Origin of the sequence: [Actinomadura] parvosata subsp. kistnae, assembly GCF_900323885.1 — a bacterium.
Lineage (GTDB): Bacteria > Actinomycetota > Actinomycetes > Streptosporangiales > Streptosporangiaceae > Nonomuraea > Nonomuraea composti.
This window is the reverse complement of the sequence record NZ_OOHJ01000018.1, coordinates 4,356,551-4,376,608: the sequence shown is the minus strand read 5'-3', so window position 1 is coordinate 4,376,608 and position 20,058 is coordinate 4,356,551. Positions and strand designations below refer to the sequence as shown.

The 20,058-nt window shown below is 69.8% G+C and carries 20 protein-coding genes, 1 tRNA gene, 2 pseudogenes and 1 riboswitch; of the genes and pseudogenes, 11 read left to right on the top strand and 12 right to left on the bottom strand.

Annotation, left to right across the window (positions count from 1 at the left end):
* Position 1: 1 nt before the first annotated feature.
* The 5 genes from KIS93_RS40760 to KIS93_RS40740 form a co-directional block, all read right to left on the bottom strand.
* Positions 2–994 (bottom strand): polyphosphate polymerase domain-containing protein, encoded by a 993-nt coding sequence (locus KIS93_RS40760; RefSeq protein ID WP_155128490.1) that lies wholly within the window; start codon positions 992–994, stop codon positions 2–4.
* Positions 991–1,530, bottom strand: coding sequence for a DUF4956 domain-containing protein (locus tag KIS93_RS40755; RefSeq protein ID WP_080042660.1), 540 nt, complete (start codon positions 1,528–1,530; stop codon positions 991–993). The genes KIS93_RS40760 and KIS93_RS40755 overlap by 4 nt, the downstream gene beginning before the upstream one ends.
* A gap of 88 nt (positions 1,531–1,618) precedes the next feature.
* On the bottom strand, positions 1,619–2,281 hold the full coding sequence (locus KIS93_RS40750; protein WP_080042661.1) for a response regulator transcription factor: 663 nt from the start codon (positions 2,279–2,281) through the stop codon (positions 1,619–1,621).
* Positions 2,278–3,687, bottom strand: coding sequence for a sensor histidine kinase (locus KIS93_RS40745; RefSeq protein ID WP_080042662.1), 1,410 nt, complete (start codon positions 3,685–3,687; stop codon positions 2,278–2,280). Before KIS93_RS40745 ends, KIS93_RS40750 begins: the two co-directional genes overlap by 4 nt.
* Positions 3,688–3,702: 15 nt before the next feature.
* Positions 3,703–4,125 (bottom strand): hypothetical protein, encoded by a 423-nt coding sequence (locus KIS93_RS40740; RefSeq protein ID WP_155128492.1) that lies wholly within the window; start codon positions 4,123–4,125, stop codon positions 3,703–3,705.
* Between the two features lie 132 nt (positions 4,126–4,257).
* Between KIS93_RS40740 and KIS93_RS40735 the strand changes: the two genes are divergently transcribed.
* The 6 genes from KIS93_RS40735 (at position 4,258) to KIS93_RS40710 (ending at position 9,539) form a co-directional block, all read left to right on the top strand.
* Complete coding sequence (locus KIS93_RS40735; RefSeq protein WP_080042664.1) at positions 4,258–5,040, top strand: SDR family oxidoreductase; 783 nt, start codon at positions 4,258–4,260, stop codon at positions 5,038–5,040.
* 63 nt (positions 5,041–5,103) lie between these two features.
* Positions 5,104–5,751 (top strand): ABC transporter permease, encoded by a 648-nt coding sequence (locus KIS93_RS40730; protein WP_080042665.1) that lies wholly within the window; start codon positions 5,104–5,106, stop codon positions 5,749–5,751.
* Positions 5,744–6,919 (top strand): ABC transporter ATP-binding protein, encoded by a 1,176-nt coding sequence (locus tag KIS93_RS40725; RefSeq protein WP_080042666.1) that lies wholly within the window; start codon positions 5,744–5,746, stop codon positions 6,917–6,919. Before KIS93_RS40730 ends, KIS93_RS40725 begins: the two co-directional genes overlap by 8 nt.
* The gene (locus KIS93_RS40720; RefSeq protein ID WP_230465560.1) at positions 6,916–7,692 is read left to right on the top strand and encodes an ABC transporter permease; all 777 of its coding nucleotides are present in this window, start codon (positions 6,916–6,918) and stop codon (positions 7,690–7,692) included. Before KIS93_RS40725 ends, KIS93_RS40720 begins: the two co-directional genes overlap by 4 nt.
* On the top strand, positions 7,689–8,648 hold the full coding sequence (locus KIS93_RS40715) for a glycine betaine ABC transporter substrate-binding protein (RefSeq protein WP_080042667.1): 960 nt from the start codon (positions 7,689–7,691) through the stop codon (positions 8,646–8,648). The genes KIS93_RS40720 and KIS93_RS40715 overlap by 4 nt, the downstream gene beginning before the upstream one ends.
* Before the next feature lie 39 nt (positions 8,649–8,687).
* Positions 8,688–9,539 (top strand): SDR family oxidoreductase, encoded by an 852-nt coding sequence (locus KIS93_RS40710; protein WP_080042668.1) that lies wholly within the window; start codon positions 8,688–8,690, stop codon positions 9,537–9,539.
* Here the strand turns inward: KIS93_RS40710 and KIS93_RS40705 are convergent.
* Both KIS93_RS40705 and thiC read right to left on the bottom strand, forming a co-directional pair.
* The gene (locus KIS93_RS40705; RefSeq protein WP_080042669.1) at positions 9,536–9,847 is read right to left on the bottom strand and encodes a hypothetical protein; all 312 of its coding nucleotides are present in this window, start codon (positions 9,845–9,847) and stop codon (positions 9,536–9,538) included. The two genes, KIS93_RS40710 and KIS93_RS40705, sit on opposite strands and share 4 nt — an antisense overlap.
* A gap of 124 nt (positions 9,848–9,971) precedes the next feature.
* Positions 9,972–11,515, bottom strand: a pseudogene (gene thiC, locus KIS93_RS40700) (phosphomethylpyrimidine synthase ThiC).
* A riboswitch (TPP riboswitch) is annotated at positions 11,508–11,620 on the bottom strand. It overlaps the preceding pseudogene by 8 nt.
* A gap of 91 nt (positions 11,621–11,711) precedes the next feature.
* Here thiC and KIS93_RS40695 point away from each other — a divergent pair.
* From KIS93_RS40695 to KIS93_RS40685, 3 genes are all read left to right on the top strand, one after another.
* On the top strand, positions 11,712–12,062 hold the full coding sequence (locus tag KIS93_RS40695) for a hypothetical protein (protein ID WP_080042671.1): 351 nt from the start codon (positions 11,712–11,714) through the stop codon (positions 12,060–12,062).
* Positions 12,059–12,889, top strand: a complete 831-nt coding sequence (locus tag KIS93_RS40690; protein WP_186404681.1) for a universal stress protein — start codon at positions 12,059–12,061, stop codon at positions 12,887–12,889. The genes KIS93_RS40695 and KIS93_RS40690 overlap by 4 nt, the downstream gene beginning before the upstream one ends.
* A 217-nt stretch (positions 12,890–13,106) precedes the next feature.
* On the top strand, positions 13,107–14,144 hold the full coding sequence (locus tag KIS93_RS40685; RefSeq protein ID WP_080042673.1) for a cellulose binding domain-containing protein: 1,038 nt from the start codon (positions 13,107–13,109) through the stop codon (positions 14,142–14,144).
* Here KIS93_RS40685 and KIS93_RS40680 read toward each other — a convergent pair.
* The 4 genes and pseudogenes from KIS93_RS40680 to KIS93_RS40665 all read right to left on the bottom strand — a co-directional run bounded on the left by KIS93_RS40680 (position 14,131) and on the right by KIS93_RS40665 (position 16,523).
* On the bottom strand, positions 14,131–14,727 hold the full coding sequence (locus tag KIS93_RS40680) for a YbaK/prolyl-tRNA synthetase associated domain-containing protein (RefSeq protein ID WP_080042674.1): 597 nt from the start codon (positions 14,725–14,727) through the stop codon (positions 14,131–14,133). The genes KIS93_RS40685 and KIS93_RS40680 overlap by 14 nt on opposite strands.
* On the bottom strand, positions 14,717–15,019 hold the full coding sequence (locus tag KIS93_RS40675; protein ID WP_080042675.1) for an ArsR/SmtB family transcription factor: 303 nt from the start codon (positions 15,017–15,019) through the stop codon (positions 14,717–14,719). The genes KIS93_RS40680 and KIS93_RS40675 overlap by 11 nt, the downstream gene beginning before the upstream one ends.
* 99 nt (positions 15,020–15,118) lie before the next feature.
* A pseudogene (locus KIS93_RS40670) lies at positions 15,119–15,666 on the bottom strand (AIM24 family protein).
* Positions 15,667–16,136: 470 nt separating this feature from the next.
* Positions 16,137–16,523 (bottom strand): response regulator transcription factor, encoded by a 387-nt coding sequence (locus tag KIS93_RS40665; RefSeq protein WP_080047223.1) that lies wholly within the window; start codon positions 16,521–16,523, stop codon positions 16,137–16,139.
* Between the two features lie 115 nt (positions 16,524–16,638).
* Between KIS93_RS40665 and KIS93_RS40660 the strand changes: the two genes are divergently transcribed.
* Positions 16,639–16,710 (top strand) — tRNA-Arg (locus KIS93_RS40660).
* Between the two features lie 405 nt (positions 16,711–17,115).
* Here KIS93_RS40660 and KIS93_RS40655 read toward each other — a convergent pair.
* Positions 17,116–18,327: an IS701 family transposase gene (locus KIS93_RS40655; protein WP_155129960.1), complete on the bottom strand. Its 1,212-nt coding sequence runs from the start codon at positions 18,325–18,327 to the stop codon at positions 17,116–17,118.
* 237 nt (positions 18,328–18,564) lie between these two features.
* Here KIS93_RS40655 and KIS93_RS40650 point away from each other — a divergent pair, with 237 nt between their 5' ends.
* Positions 18,565–19,863, top strand: a complete 1,299-nt coding sequence (locus KIS93_RS40650; protein WP_420895885.1) for an IS701 family transposase — start codon at positions 18,565–18,567, stop codon at positions 19,861–19,863.
* Positions 19,864–20,058: the final 195 nt, after the last annotated feature.

The window sequence follows — 20,058 nt, the reverse complement described above, 5'->3', positions numbered from 1 at the left end:
ACTATGCCAGCCGGTCCCGACGTTCGGCCGCCGCCGTGAGGAGGCCGCCGGGCTCCGCCCCCGGCGCTCGGGTGGCGGCCAGGTGGCGGGGGCTCGGCCGGTGGACGAGGTAGCGCCGCAGCACGGGCTGCCACCGGTTGGCGGGTTGCTCCAGGAGGGCGGCGACCGCGAGGCAGTACTTGCTCACGCTCACCGGCCGGACCCCCAGGCCGCGCAATACCTTGTCGACCAGCGCCTTCCCGTCGACCGACTTGGACTCCAGCAGCACCAGATCTCCCCGCGCCGGAGCGCTGCCCTGCCCGTCGCGGAACATCAGCCCCGTGTCGCAGGTCAGCCGGGCCGTGCCGGACCGGTCGATGAGGGTGACCCGCTTGTAGTCGGTGGCCAGCACCGGCTCCAGCGTCTCGGGCGCGATGAGGTGCAGCTCGCCGAGCAGCGTGTCGCGGACGAAATCCAGCGCTTCGTCCGTGAGCGTGTCGCCGGGCACGCTGTCGTACGGGATGCGGTGCTTGTCGGTGCTGCCGCGCCCGCCGCTGAGCTTGAGCTCCAGCCACCGCCCGCCGCCGTCGAGGTACGTACGGGTGCGGAGCTTGAACCTGCGCCGCCGGTCCTGCCGATGCTGGTGGTACGTGAGCAGGCACGGCGTGTCGAAGTAGGTGGAGGTGTAGCGGAACTGCCGCCGGCCCTCGATCGCCAACGCCAGGAACCGCTCACCCAGCTCGGCCGCGAGCCGCGCCATGGTGGCGGTGGTGACGATGTACTTGTGGTCCATCCGGCTCATCAGCTCGGGCACGTCCTCCAGCCCGATCGGCGGCATGCTGGCGGCGACCCCCGCGAGCAGCGCCTCCGCGTACGGTTCGGTCGTTCCCCCCTCTCCTGCCGACTGCGGGAAGCCCACCGAGCCCGCCGAGCCCGTCATGCCCGTCATGCCCGCCATGCCCGCCATGCCCGCCATGCCCGTCGGGCGCCGGAGGCGTCCTGGGTGGCGTCTCATCGCACACCTGCTCGCGCGTTAGGCGTCACATAGCGGACGTCCACCACCGTCACGTCGCGGACGTAGTCCACCTGCGTGATCTCGCACTGCAGCACCCGGGCCCGCAGCCGGCTCTCCAGGTCCACCCGCAGCGCCTCCGGGTCGGCGTGCACGACGTCCAGGGTCACGAGCTGGTGGCGGGTCCGGCCGAGGAGGCCGGGGTGGTCGGCGATGTACATGACGGCCAGCAGCACGCCGTTGAGCAGGAGGGCGGTCAGTGGCCAGGCGGCGGCGATGCCGTTGACCAGCCCCAGCACGATCGCGACGAAGTAGTAGGCGATCTCCTGCTGGGTGATCTCGCTGGATCGCAGCCGGATGATGGACAGCACGCCGAACAGCCCGAACCCGACGGCGATGTCGACCCGCTGGACCAGCAGCAGCGACACGACCGCGAAGATGCCCACGTTGAGTGCGATGTAGGCGAAGAGCAGGTCGCGCCGGTGGTGGCGCCGATAGTAGAGGCCGTAGGCGAGCAGGACGATCGCCACGAGGTCCATCGTCAATCCGGACAGCACAGCCGCTCCTTCCGCAGTGTTCCCGGTGAACAGCTTGGTGGTGGGGGGTGAAGCGGTGGTGAGGTGAGGATTAGGCAACTCTCATGCGGTAGCCCGTGCCCCGCACGGTCTCGATGCGGTCGGCGCCGATCTTGCGGCGCAGGTAGCGTACGTAGACGTCCACCACGTTGGAGCCGGGGTCGAAGTCGAACCCCCACACGTGGCTGAGCAGCTGCTCGCGCGTCAGCACCTGGTCGGGATGCCGGCAGAAGATCTCGGCCAGCGCGAACTCCCTGGTGGACAGGTCCACCGCCCGGTCGCCGACGTAGACGCGGCGCGTTCGCAGGTCGAGCGACAGGTCGGAGACCCGCAGCACGGTCACCTCGGGCGTGCGGTCGGCCCGCAGCCGCAGCCGCACCCGGGCCAGCAGTTCCTCGAAGGCGAAGGGTTTGGCGATGTAGTCGTCGGCGCCGCCCTCCAGCCCCGCGACCGTGTCGCTCACGCTGTCGCGCGCGGTCAGGATGATCACCGGGATGGTCACCATGGACCCGCGCAGCCGCCGCAACACGGTGAACCCGTCGCTCAAGGGCAGCCCGATGTCGAGGATGAGCAGGTCGAAGCCGCCGGCGCTGGCCAGGTCGTACGCCGCCACCCCGTCCGCGACGACGGCGGTCACGAAGCCGTTGGCGCGCAGCCCCTTCTCCACGAAGGAGGCGATGCGCGCTTCGTCCTCGGCGATCAGAATCCGGTTCAACTGAGCCTCCACAGCTCCCACAACGGAAGGGACATGACGAAGCAGGCCCCTCCTCCAGGTGCCTCCGTCGCCTGCACGGTGCCTCCATGGGCCTGGGCGATGGATCTGACGATGGCCAGCCCGAGCCCGGCGCCGTCGTGGGCGCCGGTGCGGCCGGCGCCGCGGACGAACCGTCCGAAGATCCGCTCGCGTTCGGCCGGTGCCACGCCGGGGCCGCTGTCGCGTACCCACAGCTCGACGCGCCCGTCACGCACGGCGGAGCCGACGGCGATCACGTCACCGTCGGCGGTGTGGCGCACGGCGTTGGCCACGAGCTGCATGAGCGCCTGCGTGAGGCGGTGGCGGTCGGCGGGCAGGCGGGCCTCGGCCACCTCGTCCACCCGCCACTGGCGGTCGCCGAGCGCGCGGGCCTTGGCGACGACGCTGACGGTGAGGTCGGCCAGCTCGACGTTGTCGAGCGCGAGGAACCCGGGCTGCTCCGCCTTGGCGAGGGTGAGCAGGTCGTCGACGATGCGGTTCATCCGGTCGAGCTCGTCGGTGACGAGGGCGAGGGTTTCTGCGCGGTCGTCGGGGTCGTCGCTCATCAGCTCGAGGTGGCCGCGGATGACCGTGATCGGCGTGCGCAGCTCGTGGCCGGCGTCGTCCATGAAGTGGCGCTGCACGACGAAGGCCTGTTCGAGCCGGTCGAGCATGTGGTTGAACGTCGAGGCGAGCGCCGCGACGTCGTCGTCGCCCGGCACGTCGAGCCGGCGGGTCAGGTCGCTGGAGTCGCTGATCTGCTCGGCCGTCTGGCGGACCAGCCGCACCGGCGACAGCACCTGCCCCGCGACCAGCCAGCCGGCGGCTCCCGCCAGCGCCATCGCGGCCAGCGCGGACAGCCCGAGCACGCCGACGGCGTCGACGATGTCGTCGCGGTTGCGGTCGTAGAAGTGCGCGACGACGAAGTGGCCGCGCCGGGGGTCGCCGGACACGCTGACCGGGATCACGGCGTAGTGGACCGTTCCCTTGCTGGTCTCCATCTCGTGGCGCTCGACCCTGGTGGCCCTGGCCATGCGCGCGACCAACCGCTCGTCGGTGTCGAGGCGGACGGGCGGCGGCACCGCGCTGATCTTGTGGGCCTTGCCGTCGAGGATGCTGAAGAAGGTCTCCCACCGGTCGGGCGCGTTGAGCTGGAGGTAGCCGATCATCAGGTCTTCGACGTCGGCCAGCGGCTGCCCCGACTGGGGGTCGTGCGCGCTGGCGGCGTAGCGGCGGAGCTTTTCGACCTCGTTGCCCAGTTCGAGGTCCATCCGGTGGTCGAGGCGGGCGAGCAGGGTGGACCAGGTCACGGAGACGGCGACGGCCAGGGCGATTCCGACGACGACGAGCATCCAGCCCACGATCCGGGCCCGGGCGCTCAGCCGCATGTGGCCGCCTTCCCATCAGTCGTCGCCGTCATCGCCACCGCCGTCGTCGCCATCATCGTCGTCGTCGCCGTCATCGCCGCCGCCCGGCCTCGGGGAGGGCGGTTTGACCGGCTCCGCCTTGGTCTTGCGCGGGGCCGGCCGCTCGGCCCGGGCCGGCTCCTCGCTCTTGGACGGCTCGGGGCCGGCCTCCGGTGACGCCTTGGCGGAGCTCACCGGCTCGGCCTCGCCGGTATCGCCCGCGCGTCCGGGCTGCTCGGGCGCGCTCCCGTCGTCACCGCGTACGGGCCTGGCCGCGCTGCCCCGGCCGGACGACGGCGAGACCACGACGGGCCCGCCCAGGTCGAGCTCTTCGTCGGCCGCCCGCACCAGCCCCACCGTCATGACCCCGGCCGCCGCCGCCACGAGGGCCAGGAGGATCACCGTTCCCCGATGTTTCATGCGCTCGACCCTGCCGCCTTTCGAGGAGACCACGCTGAGGTGCAGATGAGAAACCTCTCATCTGCTTGCCCCTCCCCGCAGTAGAATCATGTTCGGTATGCGTGGTGGGTAGGCGCCGGGAGGAGAGCGCTCATGCGGGTACAGGACAGGGTCGTCGTCGTCACGGGCGCCGCGAGCGGCATCGGCCGCGCCCTGGCACGCAGGTTCGCCGACGAGGGCGCGAAGGGCGTGGTCGTGGCCGACCTCGACGAGGCGGGCGCCACCGCCGTGGCCAAGGAGATCGGCCCGCGCGCGACCCCCGTACGCGCCGACGTCTCCAAGGAGGAGGACGTGGCCGCGCTGGCCGACACCCCGTTCGGCCCGGTGGACCTGTTCTGCTCCAACGCTGGCGTCATCGGCGGCCACGGCCTGGACGCCCCCGACCGGGAATGGCACACCCTGTACGCGGTGAACGTCCTGGCCCACGTGTACGCCGCCCGCGCCGTCGTCCCCTCCATGGTGGCCAGGGGCGGCGGCTACCTGCTCAACACGTGCTCGGCCGCGGGCCTGATCAGCTGCCCGGGCGACGCGCCGTACGCGGTGACGAAGGCGGCGGCGGTCGCGTTCGCCGAGTGGCTGGCCATCCACTACGCCCCCAAGGGCATCAAGGTCAGCGTCCTGTGCCCGCAGGGCGTACAGACGGCGATGCTGGAGCACGGCATCGGCACCGATCACCTGACGGCCAGGGCGGTGCGCGCCTCGGGCGCGATCCTCGACCCGGCGGACGTGGCGGCGGCGGTGGTCGACGGCCTGGCGGCCGAGCGCTTCCACATCTTCCCGCACCCGGAGGTCGCCGAGTACGCCCGCCGCAAGGCCGAGGACCCGGACCGGTGGCTGGCCGGGATGGCCGGTTTCGTCGCCGGGCTAGAGCCCTGACCTGGGCGTTCGTGTGACGGGTGAGGCGTTTGAGTCGAGCGGCCGGGGTTAAGTCTCCGGGGGATGAACCTGTGGGAGTACGTCGAGGACCGGTGGGACCTCATCCTCTTCGAGACCGTGCAGCACGCCAGCATGGTCGCCCAGTGCGTGCTGGTGGCGGCCGTCCTCGGCGTGCTCGTCGGGGTGGCCACCTACCGCCGCCCCAGGCCGGCCGCGGTCGCGACGTCGATCGCCGGGGTGCTGTTCACGATCCCGTCGCTGGCCATGCTGGGCCTGCTGATCCCCCCGCTGGGGCTGGGGGTGGCGCCGAGCGTGACCGCGATCGTCCTGTACGCGCTGCTGCCGATCATCCGTAACACCGTGGTGGGCCTGCGGGGCGTGGACGCGACGCTGGTCGACGCGGCCAGAGGCATCGGGATGAGCCGCCGCGGGTCGCTGGCCCGGGTGGAGCTGCCGCTGGCCTGGCCGGTGATCCTGACGGGCATCCGGGTCGCCACGCAGCTCGCGATGGGCATCGGCGCGGTGGCCGCGTACGTGTCGGGCCCGGGCCTCGGCGAGCAGATCTTCTCGGGCCTGGCCCGGCTGGGCGGCGCGAACGCGGTCAACTCCGCCCTGACCGGCACGATCGGGGTGGCGATCCTGGCGCTGCTGTTCGACGGCTGCTTCGTCCTGCTGGGCCGGCTGACGACTCCCGGGCTCAGGCATGGCTGACGGGGCCACCGTCGGCGTGCCGATCGAGCTGCGCAAGGTGACCAAGGCGTTCCCCGGCGGCGGCGAGCCGGCCGTGCGGGAGCTGGACCTGCACATCCCGGCGGGTGAGATCGTGGTCCTGCTCGGCCCTTCCGGCTGCGGCAAGACGACCACCATGCGGATGATCAACCGCCTGATCGAGCCGACGTCGGGCGACATCCTCATCGGCGGCCGCAGCTCCCGCGACATCGACCCCGACCGCCTGCGCCGGCACATCGGCTACGTGATCCAGCAGGCCGGCCTGTTCCCGCACATGACGGTGGCGGCGAACATCGCGCAGGTGCCGAGGATGCTCGGCTGGCCCCGCAAGCGCATCGCCGAGCGGGTGGACGAGCTGCTCACGCTGGTCGGCCTGGAGCCGGAGACGTACCGCAGCAGCTATCCGCGCCGCCTGTCGGGCGGCCAGCAGCAGCGGGTCGGCGTGGCCAGGGCCCTGGCGGCCGACCCGCCGGTGCTGCTGATGGACGAGCCGTTCGGCGCGCTCGACCCCATCAGCCGCGAGCGCATCCAGGACGAGCTGCTGCGCCTCCAGGAGGAGCTGGCCAAGACGATCGTGTTCGTCACGCACGACGTGGACGAGGCGCTGAAGATCGGCGACCACATCGCGATCATGCAACGTCCCGGCCACGTCGTGCAGTACGCCCGACCGGCCGAGATCCTGACGAACCCGGCCGGCGACTACGTCGAGCAGTTCCTCGGCGGCGGCTCCTCGATGCGGCTGCTGCGCCTGACCCAGGTGGGCGACATCGAGCTCGACCGGATCCCGTACGCGTCCGAGGACATGGACGCGCGCGACCTGCTGCGCGAGGTCGAGCTGGACGGCCGCGGCCACGCGCTGATCCTCGACGGCATGCGCCGCCCGCTCAGGTGGATCGCCCAGGCCGAGCTGGAGGGCGTCCACGGCCCGGTCGGCGACGCGGGCGAGCCGGTGACGGTCTCGATCGGCCACCGGATGACGTTGCAGGACGCCCTGGAGACGCTGCTCAACGCCGACACCGACGTCCTGCCGGTGCTGGGCAGGCGGCGGGCGTACGCGGGGGCGCTGTCGCTGGGCACGGTCCAGAACGCGATCCAGTCCATCAAGGCCCGCGAGCGGGAGCGGCGCCTGCGCAGGGGCGAGGCCCCGTGACGGTCGAGAGCGCGGCGGCCAAGGAGGAGACCACGCCGGAGCCGCGCATCGGGCGGTCGTGGCACGTCATCCTGCCGCCGCTGTGCTATCTGGCCGTGGCGGCGGCGATGGTCGGCTACACGCAGGCCGTGCCGCTCGACGGCATCGAGCACGGCTCGCTGAACCTGACGTTCCTGCGCCGGCGCACGTGGGAGCACGTCGAGCTGGTGTTCTTCTCGACGGTGCTGGTGCTGGTCGTGGCGCTGCCGCTGGGCGTGCTGCTGACCCGGCGGGCGCTGCGCAGGGCGACGCCCGTCGTGCTGGCCTTGGTGAACCTCGGCCAGGCCACCCCGGCGGTGGGCCTGGTGGTGCTGCTGGCGGTGCTGTTCACCATCGGGTTCTGGACGGCGGTGGTGGCGTTGTTCGCCTACAGCCTGCTGCCGACGCTGCGTAACACGATGGTGGGGATCGAGCAGGTGGACCCGCGCCTGGTGGACGCGGGCCGGGGCATCGGCATGTCGGCGGCCGGGGTGCTGTTCAAGGTGGAGCTGCCGATGGCGGTGCCGGTGATCCTGTCTGGGGTGCGCACGACGCTGGTGCTGAACGTGGGCACGGCCGGCATCGCGGCGTTCATCGGCTCCGGCGGGCTCGGCGACTTGATCACGACGGGGGTGAGCACGCAACGCAACCTGGTCCTGATCACGGGCTGCGTGCTGATCGCGGTGCTGGCGCTGATCATCGACTGGCTGGGCGGCCTCGCGCAGCGCTACCTGTCGCCGAAGGGCCTGACGTGAGAGCGCTGGTGGCGCTGCTGCTCGTCACAGGTGCGGTCGCCGCGTGCGGGCTGCGGCCCGCGTCGTCGTTCGTGCCGCCGGTCGGGCCGGGCAGCATCCGCCCGGTGCGCGCGCTCGACGGCGTGCGGGTCAGGGTGACGTCGAAGGAGTTCACGGAGCAGCTCGTGCTCGGCAAGATCGCGGTGCTCGCCCTCACCGCCGCCGGCGCGGACGTGGCCGACCAGACGAACGTGCAGGGCAGCGTCAACGCCCGCGCCTCGCTGACCAGGGGCGACGCCGACCTCATGTGGGAGTACACGGGCACGGGCTGGATCACGTACCTGGGCCAGGAGACCCCCATCCCCGACGCGCGGCGGCAGTACGCGGCCGTGCGCGACCTCGACCTGCGGCGGAACGGCATCGTCTGGCTGCCGCCGGCCCCGCTGAACAACACGTACGCGATCGGCCTGAAACGCACCACGGCGGAGCAGTACGGACTGACGAAGATCTCCGACCTGACGAAGATCCCCGTGGCGCGGCGCACGTTCTGCGTCGACCACGAGACCTTCGGCCGCGACGACGGCTTCCTCGGCATGCTGCGCGGCTACGGCCTGACGTACGGCGCGGACGTCCCGCGCGCCGGCGTGCGCCGGGTGTCGGTCGGCATCCTCTACAACGCGATCGCCAGCGGCCAGTGCGCGATGGGCCTGATCAGCACGACCGACGGCCGGATCAAGGCGCTCGACCTGGTCGTGCTGGCGGACGACCGGCACTTCTTCCCGCTCTACAACGTGGCCGTCACGATGCGGCGGCAGCTCGCCGACGCCCACCCGGAGATCGCCGGGATCTTCGCGCCCATCTCCGCGAAGCTCACCGACGAGGTGATGCGCGACCTCAACGCGCAGGTGGACGTGGATGGCGACGTGCCCGTCCTGGTGGCCCGCGACTGGCTCAGATCACAAGGATTCGTGACATAGCTGGCGTTAGCCATACCCGATGAAGGGCAGGCCGCTGGCATGTCGCAAACACCACCACCCCAGAACCAGCCCTACCCCGGCCACACCGGCGAGATGGCGCCCGAGCCGCGCGACGAGATGCGCGACTACGTCGGGCGTGACCTGCTCAGCGGCAAGAAGGCGCTGATCACCGGCGGCGACTCGGGCATCGGCCGGGCGGTCGCGGTGGCGTTCGCCAAGGAGGGCGCGGACGTCGCGATCGCGTACCTGACCGAGCACGAGGACGCCGCGCACACCCGCAAGCTGGTCGAGGAGACCGGCCGGCGCTGCGTGCTGCTGCCCGGCGACCTGGCCGACCGCGCGCACTGCGTCTCCGTCGTCGAACAGGCGGTCTCCGAGCTGGGCGGCCTGGACGTGCTGGTGAACAACGTGGCCTACCAGGCGCCGGTGGACGGCCTGGAGGAGCTGGACGACGAGCAGTGGGAGCACACGTTCGCGGTCAACATCCACAGCTACTACCGCGTCACGAAGGCCGCGCTCCCGCACCTGCGGGAGGGCGCGGCCATCGTGAACACCTCGTCGATCAACGGCCTGCGCGGCAACAAGACGCTGATCGACTACGCCGCCACCAAGGGCGCCATCAACGCCTTCACCTACTCCATGGCCCAGAACCTGGTCGAGCGCGGCATCCGGGTCAACGCCGTCGCGCCGGGACCGGTGTGGACGCCGCTGATCCCGGCGACCATGCCGGAGGAGAAGGTGGAGCAGTTCGGCAAGCAGGTGCCGATGGGGCGGGCCGCCGACCCGGACGAGATCGCCCCGTCGTACGTGTTCTTCGCCTCGAACCGGCTCTCGTCGTACTACACGGGCGAGGTGCTGGCCCCGATCGGCGGGGAGACGCTGCCGGGTTAGGCGCGGCCCGCGTCCTTGATGGACACGATCGAGGCGGTCTGGAGCTTCTTGTGCCCCTTGCCGTCGCCGCCGACGGTGGCCGTGTAGGTCTTGTACGTCCAGCTCAGGCTGTACTTGATGGTGATCTTGTGCTTGGTCGTGCACCGGTTGTGCCAGTAGACGGTCACCGAGGTGTTCCCGTCGCCCCAGGACCAGGCGAAGCACCCGACCACCCCCCGGTGGACGTCGGCGGAGGCCGGCGTGGCGGCGAGCCCTGCGACGACGGCGGACGCGGCGGCGACGACCGCCGCGCGAGTTCTGATCGACACGAAAGATCCTCTCTTCTGGTGGTCGTGGAAGCCCCGGCCGGGCTCACTGCCACGTTGCCACCAGAAGAGCGGAAATCCCCGCCATCAATGTCCAGACCTGCGGGTTTGGACATTGGACAATGCGTCACTCCACGTAGATCGTGCCCCCGAGCCGCCGGAACTCGGCCGCCTTCTCGGCGTAGCCCGCGTCCCTGATCTCGTGGCTGATCCGCATCGAGCAGAACTTGGGGCCGCACATCGAGCAGAAGTGCGCGGTCTTCGCGGGCGCGGCCGGCAGCGTCTCGTCGTGGAACGAGCGCGCCGTCTCAGGGTCGAGCGACAGGTCGAACTGGTCCTCCCAGCGGAACTCGAAGCGCGCGTCCGACAGCGCGTCGTCCCACGCCTGCGCCTGCGGGTGCCCCTTGGCCAGGTCCGCCGCATGGGCGGCGATCTTGTACGTGATCACGCCGGTCTTGACGTCGTCCTTGTCGGGCAGGCCCAAGTGCTCCTTGGGGGTGACGTAACAGAGCATGGCCGTGCCGTACCAGCCGATCATGGCGGCCCCGATGCCCGAGGTGATGTGGTCGTAGCCGGGCGCGATGTCCGTCACGAGCGGGCCGAGCGTGTAGAACGGGGCGTCGTCGCAGAGCTCGCGCTGCAGGTCGACGTTCTCCTTGATCTTGTGCATGGGCACGTGGCCCGGCCCCTCGATCATCACCTGGACGTCGTGCTCGCGCGCGATCGCCGTCAGCTCGCCCAGCGTGCGCAGCTCCGCGAACTGGGCCTCGTCGTTGGCGTCGGCGATCGAGCCGGGGCGCAGGCCGTCGCCCAGCGAGTACGACACGTCGTAGCGGGCCAGGATCTCGCACATCTCGGCGAAGTTCTCGTACAGGAAGCTCTCGCGATGGTGCGCCAGGCACCAGGCGGCCATGATCGAGCCGCCGCGCGAGACGATGCCCGTCTTGCGTCCGGCGGTCAGCGGCACGTGCGCCAGCCGCACGCCCGCGTGCACGGTCACGTAGTCGACGCCCTGCTCGCACTGCTCGATCAGCGTGTCGCGGTAGACCTCCCACGACAGCAGCTCCGGCCGGCCCTTCACCTTCTCCAGCGCCTGGTAGATCGGCACGGTGCCGACCGGGACGGGCGAGTTGCGCAGGATCCACTCGCGGGTCTCGTGGATGTCGGCGCCGGTGGACAGATCCATGATCGTGTCGGCGCCCCAGCGCGTCGCCCACGTCATCTTCTCGACCTCCTCCTCGATGGAGGAGGTGACGGCGGAGTTGCCGATGTTGGCGTTGATCTTCACGAGGAACTCGCGGCCGATGATCATCGGCTCGGACTCCGGGTGGTTGACGTTCGCGGGGATGATGGCCCGGCCGGCGGCGACCTCCTGGCGTACGAACTCGGGGGTGACGCCCTCGCGCACCGCCACGAACTCCATCTCCCTGGTCACCAGCCCGCGCCGGGCGCAGCCCACCTGCGTGACCGGGTGGCCCGCGCGCGCCCGCTCCCGCACCCACTCCTCGCGCCGGCGCGGCAGGCCCGCCGCAGGTCCGGCTCGTAGGCCGGGTCGGTGTACGGGCCCGAGGTGTCGTACAGCGTCACCGACGAGCCGTTCGACAGGCGCACCTCGCGCATCGGCACCCGCAGCTCACCTTGGTAAACCTTGGAAAAACGCGCGCTCGTCATCGCGCAAACTCCCTTCGCCGGCATTATCCGGAGCAGGTTCTGGCGGTCGGCGGCTGTCAGCCGTCCTCTCAGCCCGGTCTCCACCGGGCTCCCGCGTTGGTCGGCGGTGATCGTACCCACGCCCCGCCCCGCCCGAAACCCGCGCCGCGCAGGTTTGGCGATCGCCGTCAGCGGTACGGTCCCCATCAGGGGAAACATGAAGAGATTCGCCGCTGTCGCAGGACTCATCGTCGTGCTGGCCGCGTCCGGCGCCACCGCCGCCGCCGGGGACGGCATGGATCGGCACGAAGTCAGCCAGGAACAGTACGACACTCTGATCGCCCAGTGCCGCTACTCCGACACGGGGAAGGCCAAGTGCCGGGCGGCCGTCAAGCGCATGTACCGCGTCGGCAGGACCGACCCGGGGCTCGACTGCCGCACCTACTCCGGCGTCACCGTCTGCGGCACGCTCAAGCTCAGCAGGTCCGAGCGCAGGTGCGCCCGCGACTCCGAGGCACAGGGGCTGCCGTTCCGCCGTGCCGAGGTGGAGTGTTACGCGCTGTCATGATCGTCGTAGGGGTGGACGGCTCCCGTACCGGGCTGGAGGCCGCCGGCTGGGCCGCCGCCGAGGCCCGGCTCAGGCAGGCGCCGCTGACCGTCGCGCACGCCGTGCCGAAGTGGGTGTGCGAGGGCGCCGTCCGCTACGCCGAGGTGGCCCAGTGGATGCGCGACGGCGCCGAGACCGTCCTCACCGCCGCCTGCGAACGCGCCCGCCGGGTGTGGCCCGAGGTGCGCCTCGACGGCGTGCTGCTCCCCGGCGACCCCCGCTCGGCGCTGGTCAAGGCGGCCGAGGAAGCCGAGCTGCTGGTGGTGGGCAGCCGCGGCATCGGCGGTGTGCGCGGCCTGCTTGTCGGATCCGTCGCGTACGGCGTCGCCGCCCACGCGCCCTCGGACGTCGTGCTCATCCACGACCCGCCCCCGTCGCCGCACGGCGAGATCGTGGCCGGCACCGACGGCTCACCCGGCGCCGGGCGGGCCCTCGACTTCGCCTTCACCGAGGCCGAGCTGCGCGGCGCCCGGCTCCATGTCCTGCGCGCGTGGGCCTGGCCCCAGCCCGGCGGCTTCGAGCCCGCCTCCCGCGAGAGCGAGCAGGACACCCTGCGTGCCCTGAAGGAGTCGCTGGCCGGGCACCGGGAGCGGCACCCGGGGGTGCACGTGGTGGCCGAGGTCGTGCACGGGCACCCCGTCGAGGTGCTCAAGGAGGCATCCGCGCGCGCCGACCTGCTGGTGGTCGGGTCCAGGGGGCACGGGCAGCTCGCGGGCATGCTCATCGGCTCCATCAGCCAGGCCCTCCTGCACCACGCGCCGTGCCCGCTGGCGGTCGTGCGCCGCTGAAAGTTACATCCGTCCGCCCAGGTCAGCACCCCGCCATGATCGTCGTGCTTCCCGGACCCGCGCCCGCGATCCTACGATTCGCGCAGGCTTGGGAGCTGCCGTCGCTCCTGCGTTTCGCGCAGGCTCGGGAGCTGTCGCCGCTCCTACGTTTCGCGCAGGCGTACGGACGGGAGAGCACACGATGTTTCGTGCAGGTGTACGGACGGGAAGACGCACCATGCGCAGGACCACGATCGTCTCCGTGTTAGTGACGCTGGCCGCGGCGGTGTTGTTCGCCGCCACGGCCACGGCCAGCGCCGCCCCCATCAAGATCATGCCTCTGGGCGACTCCATCACCGGCTCCCCCGGCTGCTGGCGGGCCCTGCTCTGGAACCGGCTCCAGAGCACCGGCCACACCAACATCGACTTCGTCGGCACCCTGCCGCCGCAGGGCTGCGGCGTCTCCTACGACGGCGACAACGAGGGACACGGCGGCTACCTCGCCACCAACGTCGCCAACCAGGGCCTGCTGCCCGGCTGGCTCTCCGCCACCAAGCCCGACATCGTCCTGATGCACTTCGGCACCAACGACGTGTGGAGCAACATCGCACCGGCGACGATTCTGAGCGCGTTCACCACCCTCGTGGGCCAGATGCGGGCCAGCAATCCCAACATGAAGATCCTCGTCGCCAAGATCATCCCGATGAACCCGTCCACCTGCGCCGACTGCGCCCAGCGCGCCGTCACCTTCAACAACGCCATCCCTGCCTGGGCCGCCGCCACCTCCACCCTCCAGTCGCCCATCACCGTCGTGGACCAGTGGACCGGCTTCAGCACCAGCACCGACACCTACGACGGGGTGCACCCGAACGCCGCCGGCGACCAGAAGATGTCCGACAAGTGGTACCCGGCCCTGGTGGACGCCCTCGGCAACACCGCCACGCCCACCGTCACCACCACCATCACGCCCCCGCCGCCCGGCGGCTGCACCGCCACGTACAAGAGCACCGGGCAGTGGCAGGGCGGTTTCCAGGGCGAGGTCACCGTCACCAACACCGGCAGCGCGTCCCGCTCCTCGTGGACGGTGGCGTGGACGTTCGCCGACGGTCAGCAGATCACCCAGCTCTGGGGCGGGACGCTGAGCGCGAGCGGCTCCTCGGTGACCGTACGGAACGCGACGTGGAACGGGTCGCTCGCGCCCGGGGCCTCGACCACGTTCGGCTTCCTGGCCTCCTGGACCGGCGCCAACACCGCTCCCACGCCTACCTGCTCGTAACCACTTGATCACCAGTAACGGAGGGATCACTGATAGCGGCGGGATCATTCGTAGCGGCGGGATCGCTCGTAGCGGCCGGATCCGGATCGCTCGTGATGGGCGCCACCCGTGGGGACGCCAACCGGACATAGTCCTCCGTGTTGAGCGCCACGGAGCGATCGAGCCTGCCGGCGTTGAAGAACAGCTCGGGCTGGTCCAGCAAGGAGGGGTCTGCGACCAGCTCGAGCCGGGGGTCGTAGCTGAACGGCAGCACCGTCCCCGTCACGCTGCCCGCCAGCTCCTCGGCCTTCTCGGTGGCGGCGAAGGCCACGTACGTGCCGCCGAGCAACGCCTTGACCGCCTGCAGATCGAGCCGCGCGTCACCCGGCACGACCGCCAGCACGTACCGGGACTGCTTCTTGCCGATCTTGACCATCACGATCAGGCACTTCGCCGCCTGCGCCACCGCGTTCCCGCGCAACGCGCTGACCTGCTCGGTCCGCCCCTCGGGCGCGTGCTCGATCAGCCGATACCGCGCCTTCGCGGCGTCCAGGTCGGCGATCAGCCTCTCGTAGGCCGCGTACGGCTGTGGCTCACCAGTCACTGCTCAACAGCTCCTTCGCCGCGGCGATGCGATCCTCGTCGCGCTGGTAGAACACCCACTGCTTGATCTTCCGGCCGCGGATCAGGCCCGCCTTGGCGAGCACCTTGAGATGCTCGCCGCAGGTCGGCTGGCTCACTCCCAGCTTCTCGGCGATGAACAGCGAGCAGACGCCGTCCCGTACGAGATCGCCGTCGCGCTGCGGCGGGAAGTGCCGCTCGGGCTCGCGCAACCACTCCAGGATCAGCAGCCGCTTGTCATTGGCCAGCGCCTTGACCAGATCGACGTCCAGCACTAAGCCATTATGGCAATTAGCTAATTACCTGTCCACCAAGCCTTCGGGCGCCCGCAGCCACGACCGACGAGAACTCCCTCATCCCCGACATCAAGGGGCTCAATGAGAGGCCTGAACGACCGGAGCCCCTTCACTGGCCTGCACCAGCACGAACCCCTGCCCCCTGAACGCCAGCTGCATGGCCTCCCCGCTCCCCCGCCCGATCAACGCCCCCATCTTCATCGTCCGGTTGACCCCCACCTGCAGCCCCGAACTCCAGCACACCGCGGACTGCCCGTCGGCGAACGTCGGCATGCGCGCCACGTCCAGCAGCACCGGCGTGCCATGCGTGGTCACCGCCACCCACCCGGTCCCCGTCACCGTCGTGTTGAACAGCCCCCGGCCGCCACCCCGGCCCCCTGCACCCGCTGGATGTCCCAGGTGAGCTGCGGCTGAAACGCCAGCAGGTTACGCCCGTTGACCGTGATCCCCTCGTTCTCCAGATAGAACAGGTGGATGTCGTCGGCGTTGTCGGCGAGGTAGAGCAGCCCCTCCCCCCGCACCCGCATCAGCGAGGCGCCTTCCCCCGTCATGGCCTTCTTGAACAGCTTCCCGATCCCGCCGGCGCCCTCGTAGTCGAAGTCCATCTGCCCCTGGAAGGCCACCATGGACCCCTGCTTGGCCAGCACCTCGTGGGGCAACTGGACCCGCAGCATCTTGCCGTTCTCGAGCGCGAACCCCGGGGGCAGCTGCTGAGGATCCAAATTCCGAAATATCGAGCTACGCACGTCCGCGACCAACCTTTCCTGGCTACCACTGATGACTCTCACGGCGTGTAGACCGGCCCCAAGACCCAGCCCCGACGACCCCAGCCCCCGCACCGCCGTCCCACCGCATCACCCTCACCCGAGAGCGAGATGCCCCAATCCAACCAGGTTGCCCACTCCCCCCGCCAGAAACCCGCCAGCCCCTCCCACCCCTGAAACGCCCACACGCCCACGGAAACGCCGCCCAACCACCCACCGAACGACCCCGCCCAGCACAACGGCCGGGACTCGCGCATGTGATCCGCGAACCCCGGCCGCCACACCCACCCCTGGGAGCGAGCGCTCAAAGCACAACCTCCCAGGTCAAACACTCACTCCTTGGCGCCGGCCGCCAACTCCCGCACGACCTGAATCAACTCGGCAGGATCGAACGGCTTGGTCAGATACGCGTCCACCCCGATCCCCCACCCTCGGATCTTGTCGTCATCCTGCGCCCTGGCCGTGATCAGCACGACCTTGATGTGGCTGGTGGCCTCCTCCGTCCGCAACCGCTGCGCCGTCGTCCACCCGTCCAGGAACGGCATCATCACATCGAGCGTGATGACATCGGGCATGACGTCGAGCACCCGCTCCAGACAGTCCTGCCCATCGGTGGCGGTCACGACCTCGAACCCCTCCAGGTTCAGGTTGACCGCGATGAGCTGCCGGATGACCTCGTCATCGTCTACGACCAGTACTTTCCCAAGAACCTCACCCACGGGCGCAAAGCTAACGCGTAGCGGCACGGTCACGAGCGGTTTCGCCGGAAGTGTTCGCGAGGCTTTATCTGGTGCGGAGTGGTCATCAGATGCTGGTAGCCTAGTCACACGTTGAGCCCCCTTAGCTCAGGGGATAGAGCACCGGCCTCCGGAGCCGGGTGCGCAGGTTCGAATCCTGCAGGGGGCACTCGACCTTGATCAGCGGTTCCGGCCGCTGGCCAGGGTAAACATCACAGGTACGGGCGGGCCTCCAGTCTCACGGAGTCCCGCCCGTTCTCGTTGTAGCTCGCTGGTTGTGGACCAGTTGTGGACCATGATCGCACCGGTTGCCGACTTGCCTCCCTTCCAAGCCTGCGTTGACATCGGCGAGCGTCAGAAGATCCTCCATCCGAGTGCGGAACATCGTCAGGGACCACCAACTTGCGGCTAATACTACAGTCATGTTTTGTGATCTATAGCTGGATCTTGTTGTGGCGTAGCCAGCGTTTCCAGTAGTGGCTGCTGCGGGCGCGGGCTTGGTGGGCGCGTCGGAGATGTGACCAGGCGAGGGCGCGGTGCAGGAGCTGGTTGATGGGGTGGGTGACGGCGCTGGTCAGATGTGCCAGGAGACGGCGGATCTCGGCTGGGGTGAGGGGGACCAGGCCGCACGTGCTTTTGGGGCGTGGGCGGCGGTGACGACCAGGTAGGCGTGCGCGAGCATGGCCAGGGTGATGTGGCGGTGCCAGCCGTCGTAGCGGCGGACCTGGTACTGATCCAGGCCGACTTCGTTCTTGGCGGACTGGAAGCACTCCTCGATGGCCCAGCGGGAACCGGCGATGCGGACGAGCTGGTCCAGCGGGGTGCCTGCAGGACCGAAGCACAGGTAGTAGGCCATCTCCAGCTCGCCTTGATCGTTCGGGGTGAGGCTGCGGCGGACCAGGAGCCACCGCTGGAACCCGCCGGGTTGGCCGAGCTCATCGGCGGCATGGGGCGGCAGCGTTGCCATCGCCCAGTCGTACAACCTCGGCCCCTTGGCCCCATCACCCGCTGACAGGCGCTTCCATGCCTGTGCAGGAGCATCGGCGGTTACCGCGTCGGCCCGCGAGCCGGTGTTGCCGTAACCGATGCCACTGCCGAGCGACTGGCTCCTGGGCACGGCGACGACGTACCCGACCTTGCGTTTCTCCAGGAGAAGGCGGAACTTGTGGTCCTGACCATACGCCTCGTCCGCGGTCACCCAGGAAGCAGGCACGCCGCCGTCCAGGGCCCGCTCCAGCATCGCGGCCGCCAGCGCCGGCTTGGTGGCGAACGGCACGCTGTCCGGGATGCCGGCCTGCGCGCACCGGGCCCGATCACCGGTCCAGGACTTCGGCAGGTACAACTCGGCATCCAATAACGCGCGCCCGCTTGGCGTGGCGTAGGCGAGAAACACCCCGAGCTGGCAGTTCTCCACCCGGCCCGCCGTGCCCGAATACTGCCGCTGCACCCCGGCCGAGCGGGTGCCCTTCTTGACGAACCCGGTCTCGTCCACGATCAGCACGCCGCTCGCATCGCCCAACTGCTCGACCACGTAATCCCGCAGGTCCACGCGAACTTCCCGCGGGTCCCAGCGCACGTTGTTCAGCAGCCGCTGCATCCGATGAGGCTGCGCATCACCCGCAGCCTCAGCCAACTGCCAGCCGTTCTTCCGCTCCACCGGCGCCAACAGCCCGACCAGATACGCCCGCGCCTGCCGGCGCGGCTCCACCCGACCAAAGCGGGGGGCAACCCGCGCGAACAGCTCATCCAGCCCCGCCGCCCACGACTGGAGATCCTCAGACGTCACCACATCCGACACAGGCTCGACTATAGATCACGAAACATGACTGTAGTACTAATACTCCAGCCGCACTTCAGCGGACGGTCCGAGGTGTCGCCGGTGAGTTGTGCACGTTACAGCGCGCTGGTGCACGCCGGTCTATAGGTACGCATGCGTACCCATGCGTACTCCCGCGTGAAAGAGGAACGGCCACCGCTGTGATCATTCAGGTGTGATGGAACTGAAGATCATGCGGTGGCCGCGTTGGCCAGGGTAGAACATCTCAGCGCCGCTCGTCTGCAGGCAGGTCTGGATGAGGCGTTCGCGCTGGTAGCCGGTCGATTCAGACGCCCCGAAGTTCGGCAGCGTGCTCGTGCATGTGTCGGCGGACTGCTGTCCGGGCTGGAGCGTAAGAACGGCTGGTCGCTGGCTGAGTACGCCGGTGAGGCCACCCCAGATGGCATGCAGCGTCTGTTCAACGCCGCCAAGTGGGACGTTGACGGCATGCGCGACGACATCCGCACCTATTTGATGCAGCATCTGGGCGAGAGCGATGCCGTGCTGGTCGGCGACGATACCGGCTTCGCCAAACAGGGCACCCGCTCGGCAGGAGTGCAGCGGCAATACACCGGCACTCTCGGGAAGATCACCAACTGCCAGATCGGAGTGTTTCTGGGTTATGCCTCCAGCCGTGGCCGGGCCGTCCTGGATCGCGAGCTCTACTTGCCCAGAGACTCCTGGATCGCCCGCCCGGAACGCTGCGCGGCCGCCCGCGTCCCCGAGCAGATTGGCTTCGCCACCAAGCCGCAACTCCTGCAGGCCATGATCGAACGGGCGCTCGCGGCCGGCGTGCCGTTCGGCTGGGTGACCGCCGATGAGGCCTACGGCGACAACGGACCCCTGCGCCGCTACCTGGAAGGCCAGCAGATCTCCTACGTGCTCGCGATCTCCCGCGCCCACCAGATCACCACTGGCGCTGGCAAGGTCCGCGCCGACATCATGGCCGCCAAGGTACCCCGATCCGGATGGCAGCGCCTGTCCTGCGGCCCGGGAGCCAAGGGCGAACGGCGCTACGACTGGGCCCTGATCACCACCGACAACCCGGCGCACCGCCTGCTCATCCGCCGCTCCCTGAGCAACCCCCGCGAGCTGGCCTTCTACCTGTGTCACACGCCACGGCCGGTGCCGTTACAGCGCCTGGTCGAAGTGGCCGGAGCCCGCTGGACGATCGAGGAATGCTTCCAGACCGGCAAGAACGAAGCCGCCTTCGACCACTACCAGGTACGTCTCTATCCCGCCTGGTATCGCTACATCACCCTCGCCATGCTCGCCCTCGCCTTCCTGGCCGTGACCCGTGCCGCCCTCGGCGCCAGATCTGACCCACCGGCCGGCACCAGCCCGCTCATCGAGATCTCCGCGAACGAGATCCGCCGCCTCTTCGCCCTGCTGACCCGACCACCTACCCGACGGCCCCACATCCTGCACTGGTCACGCTGGCGACGACGCCATCAAGCCCGCGCCCGACAAAGCCACTACCAGCGACGACAGCTCAAAGATCGATAAGTGCGGCTGGAGTACTAAGAGGTCGTGCAGCCCCTCTTTCGACACGCTGGCCGAGCGAGAGCGGCCCAACGCTTCTGATCAGCCTGCCACCCGGGTACGCCAGCTGCTATGACCTTCCGATGAGCAGGGAGTTACAGGAACACGATCGAACGACACGTGCTCCCACTCACTGCGGTGGCCACTGACTTGCAGCCA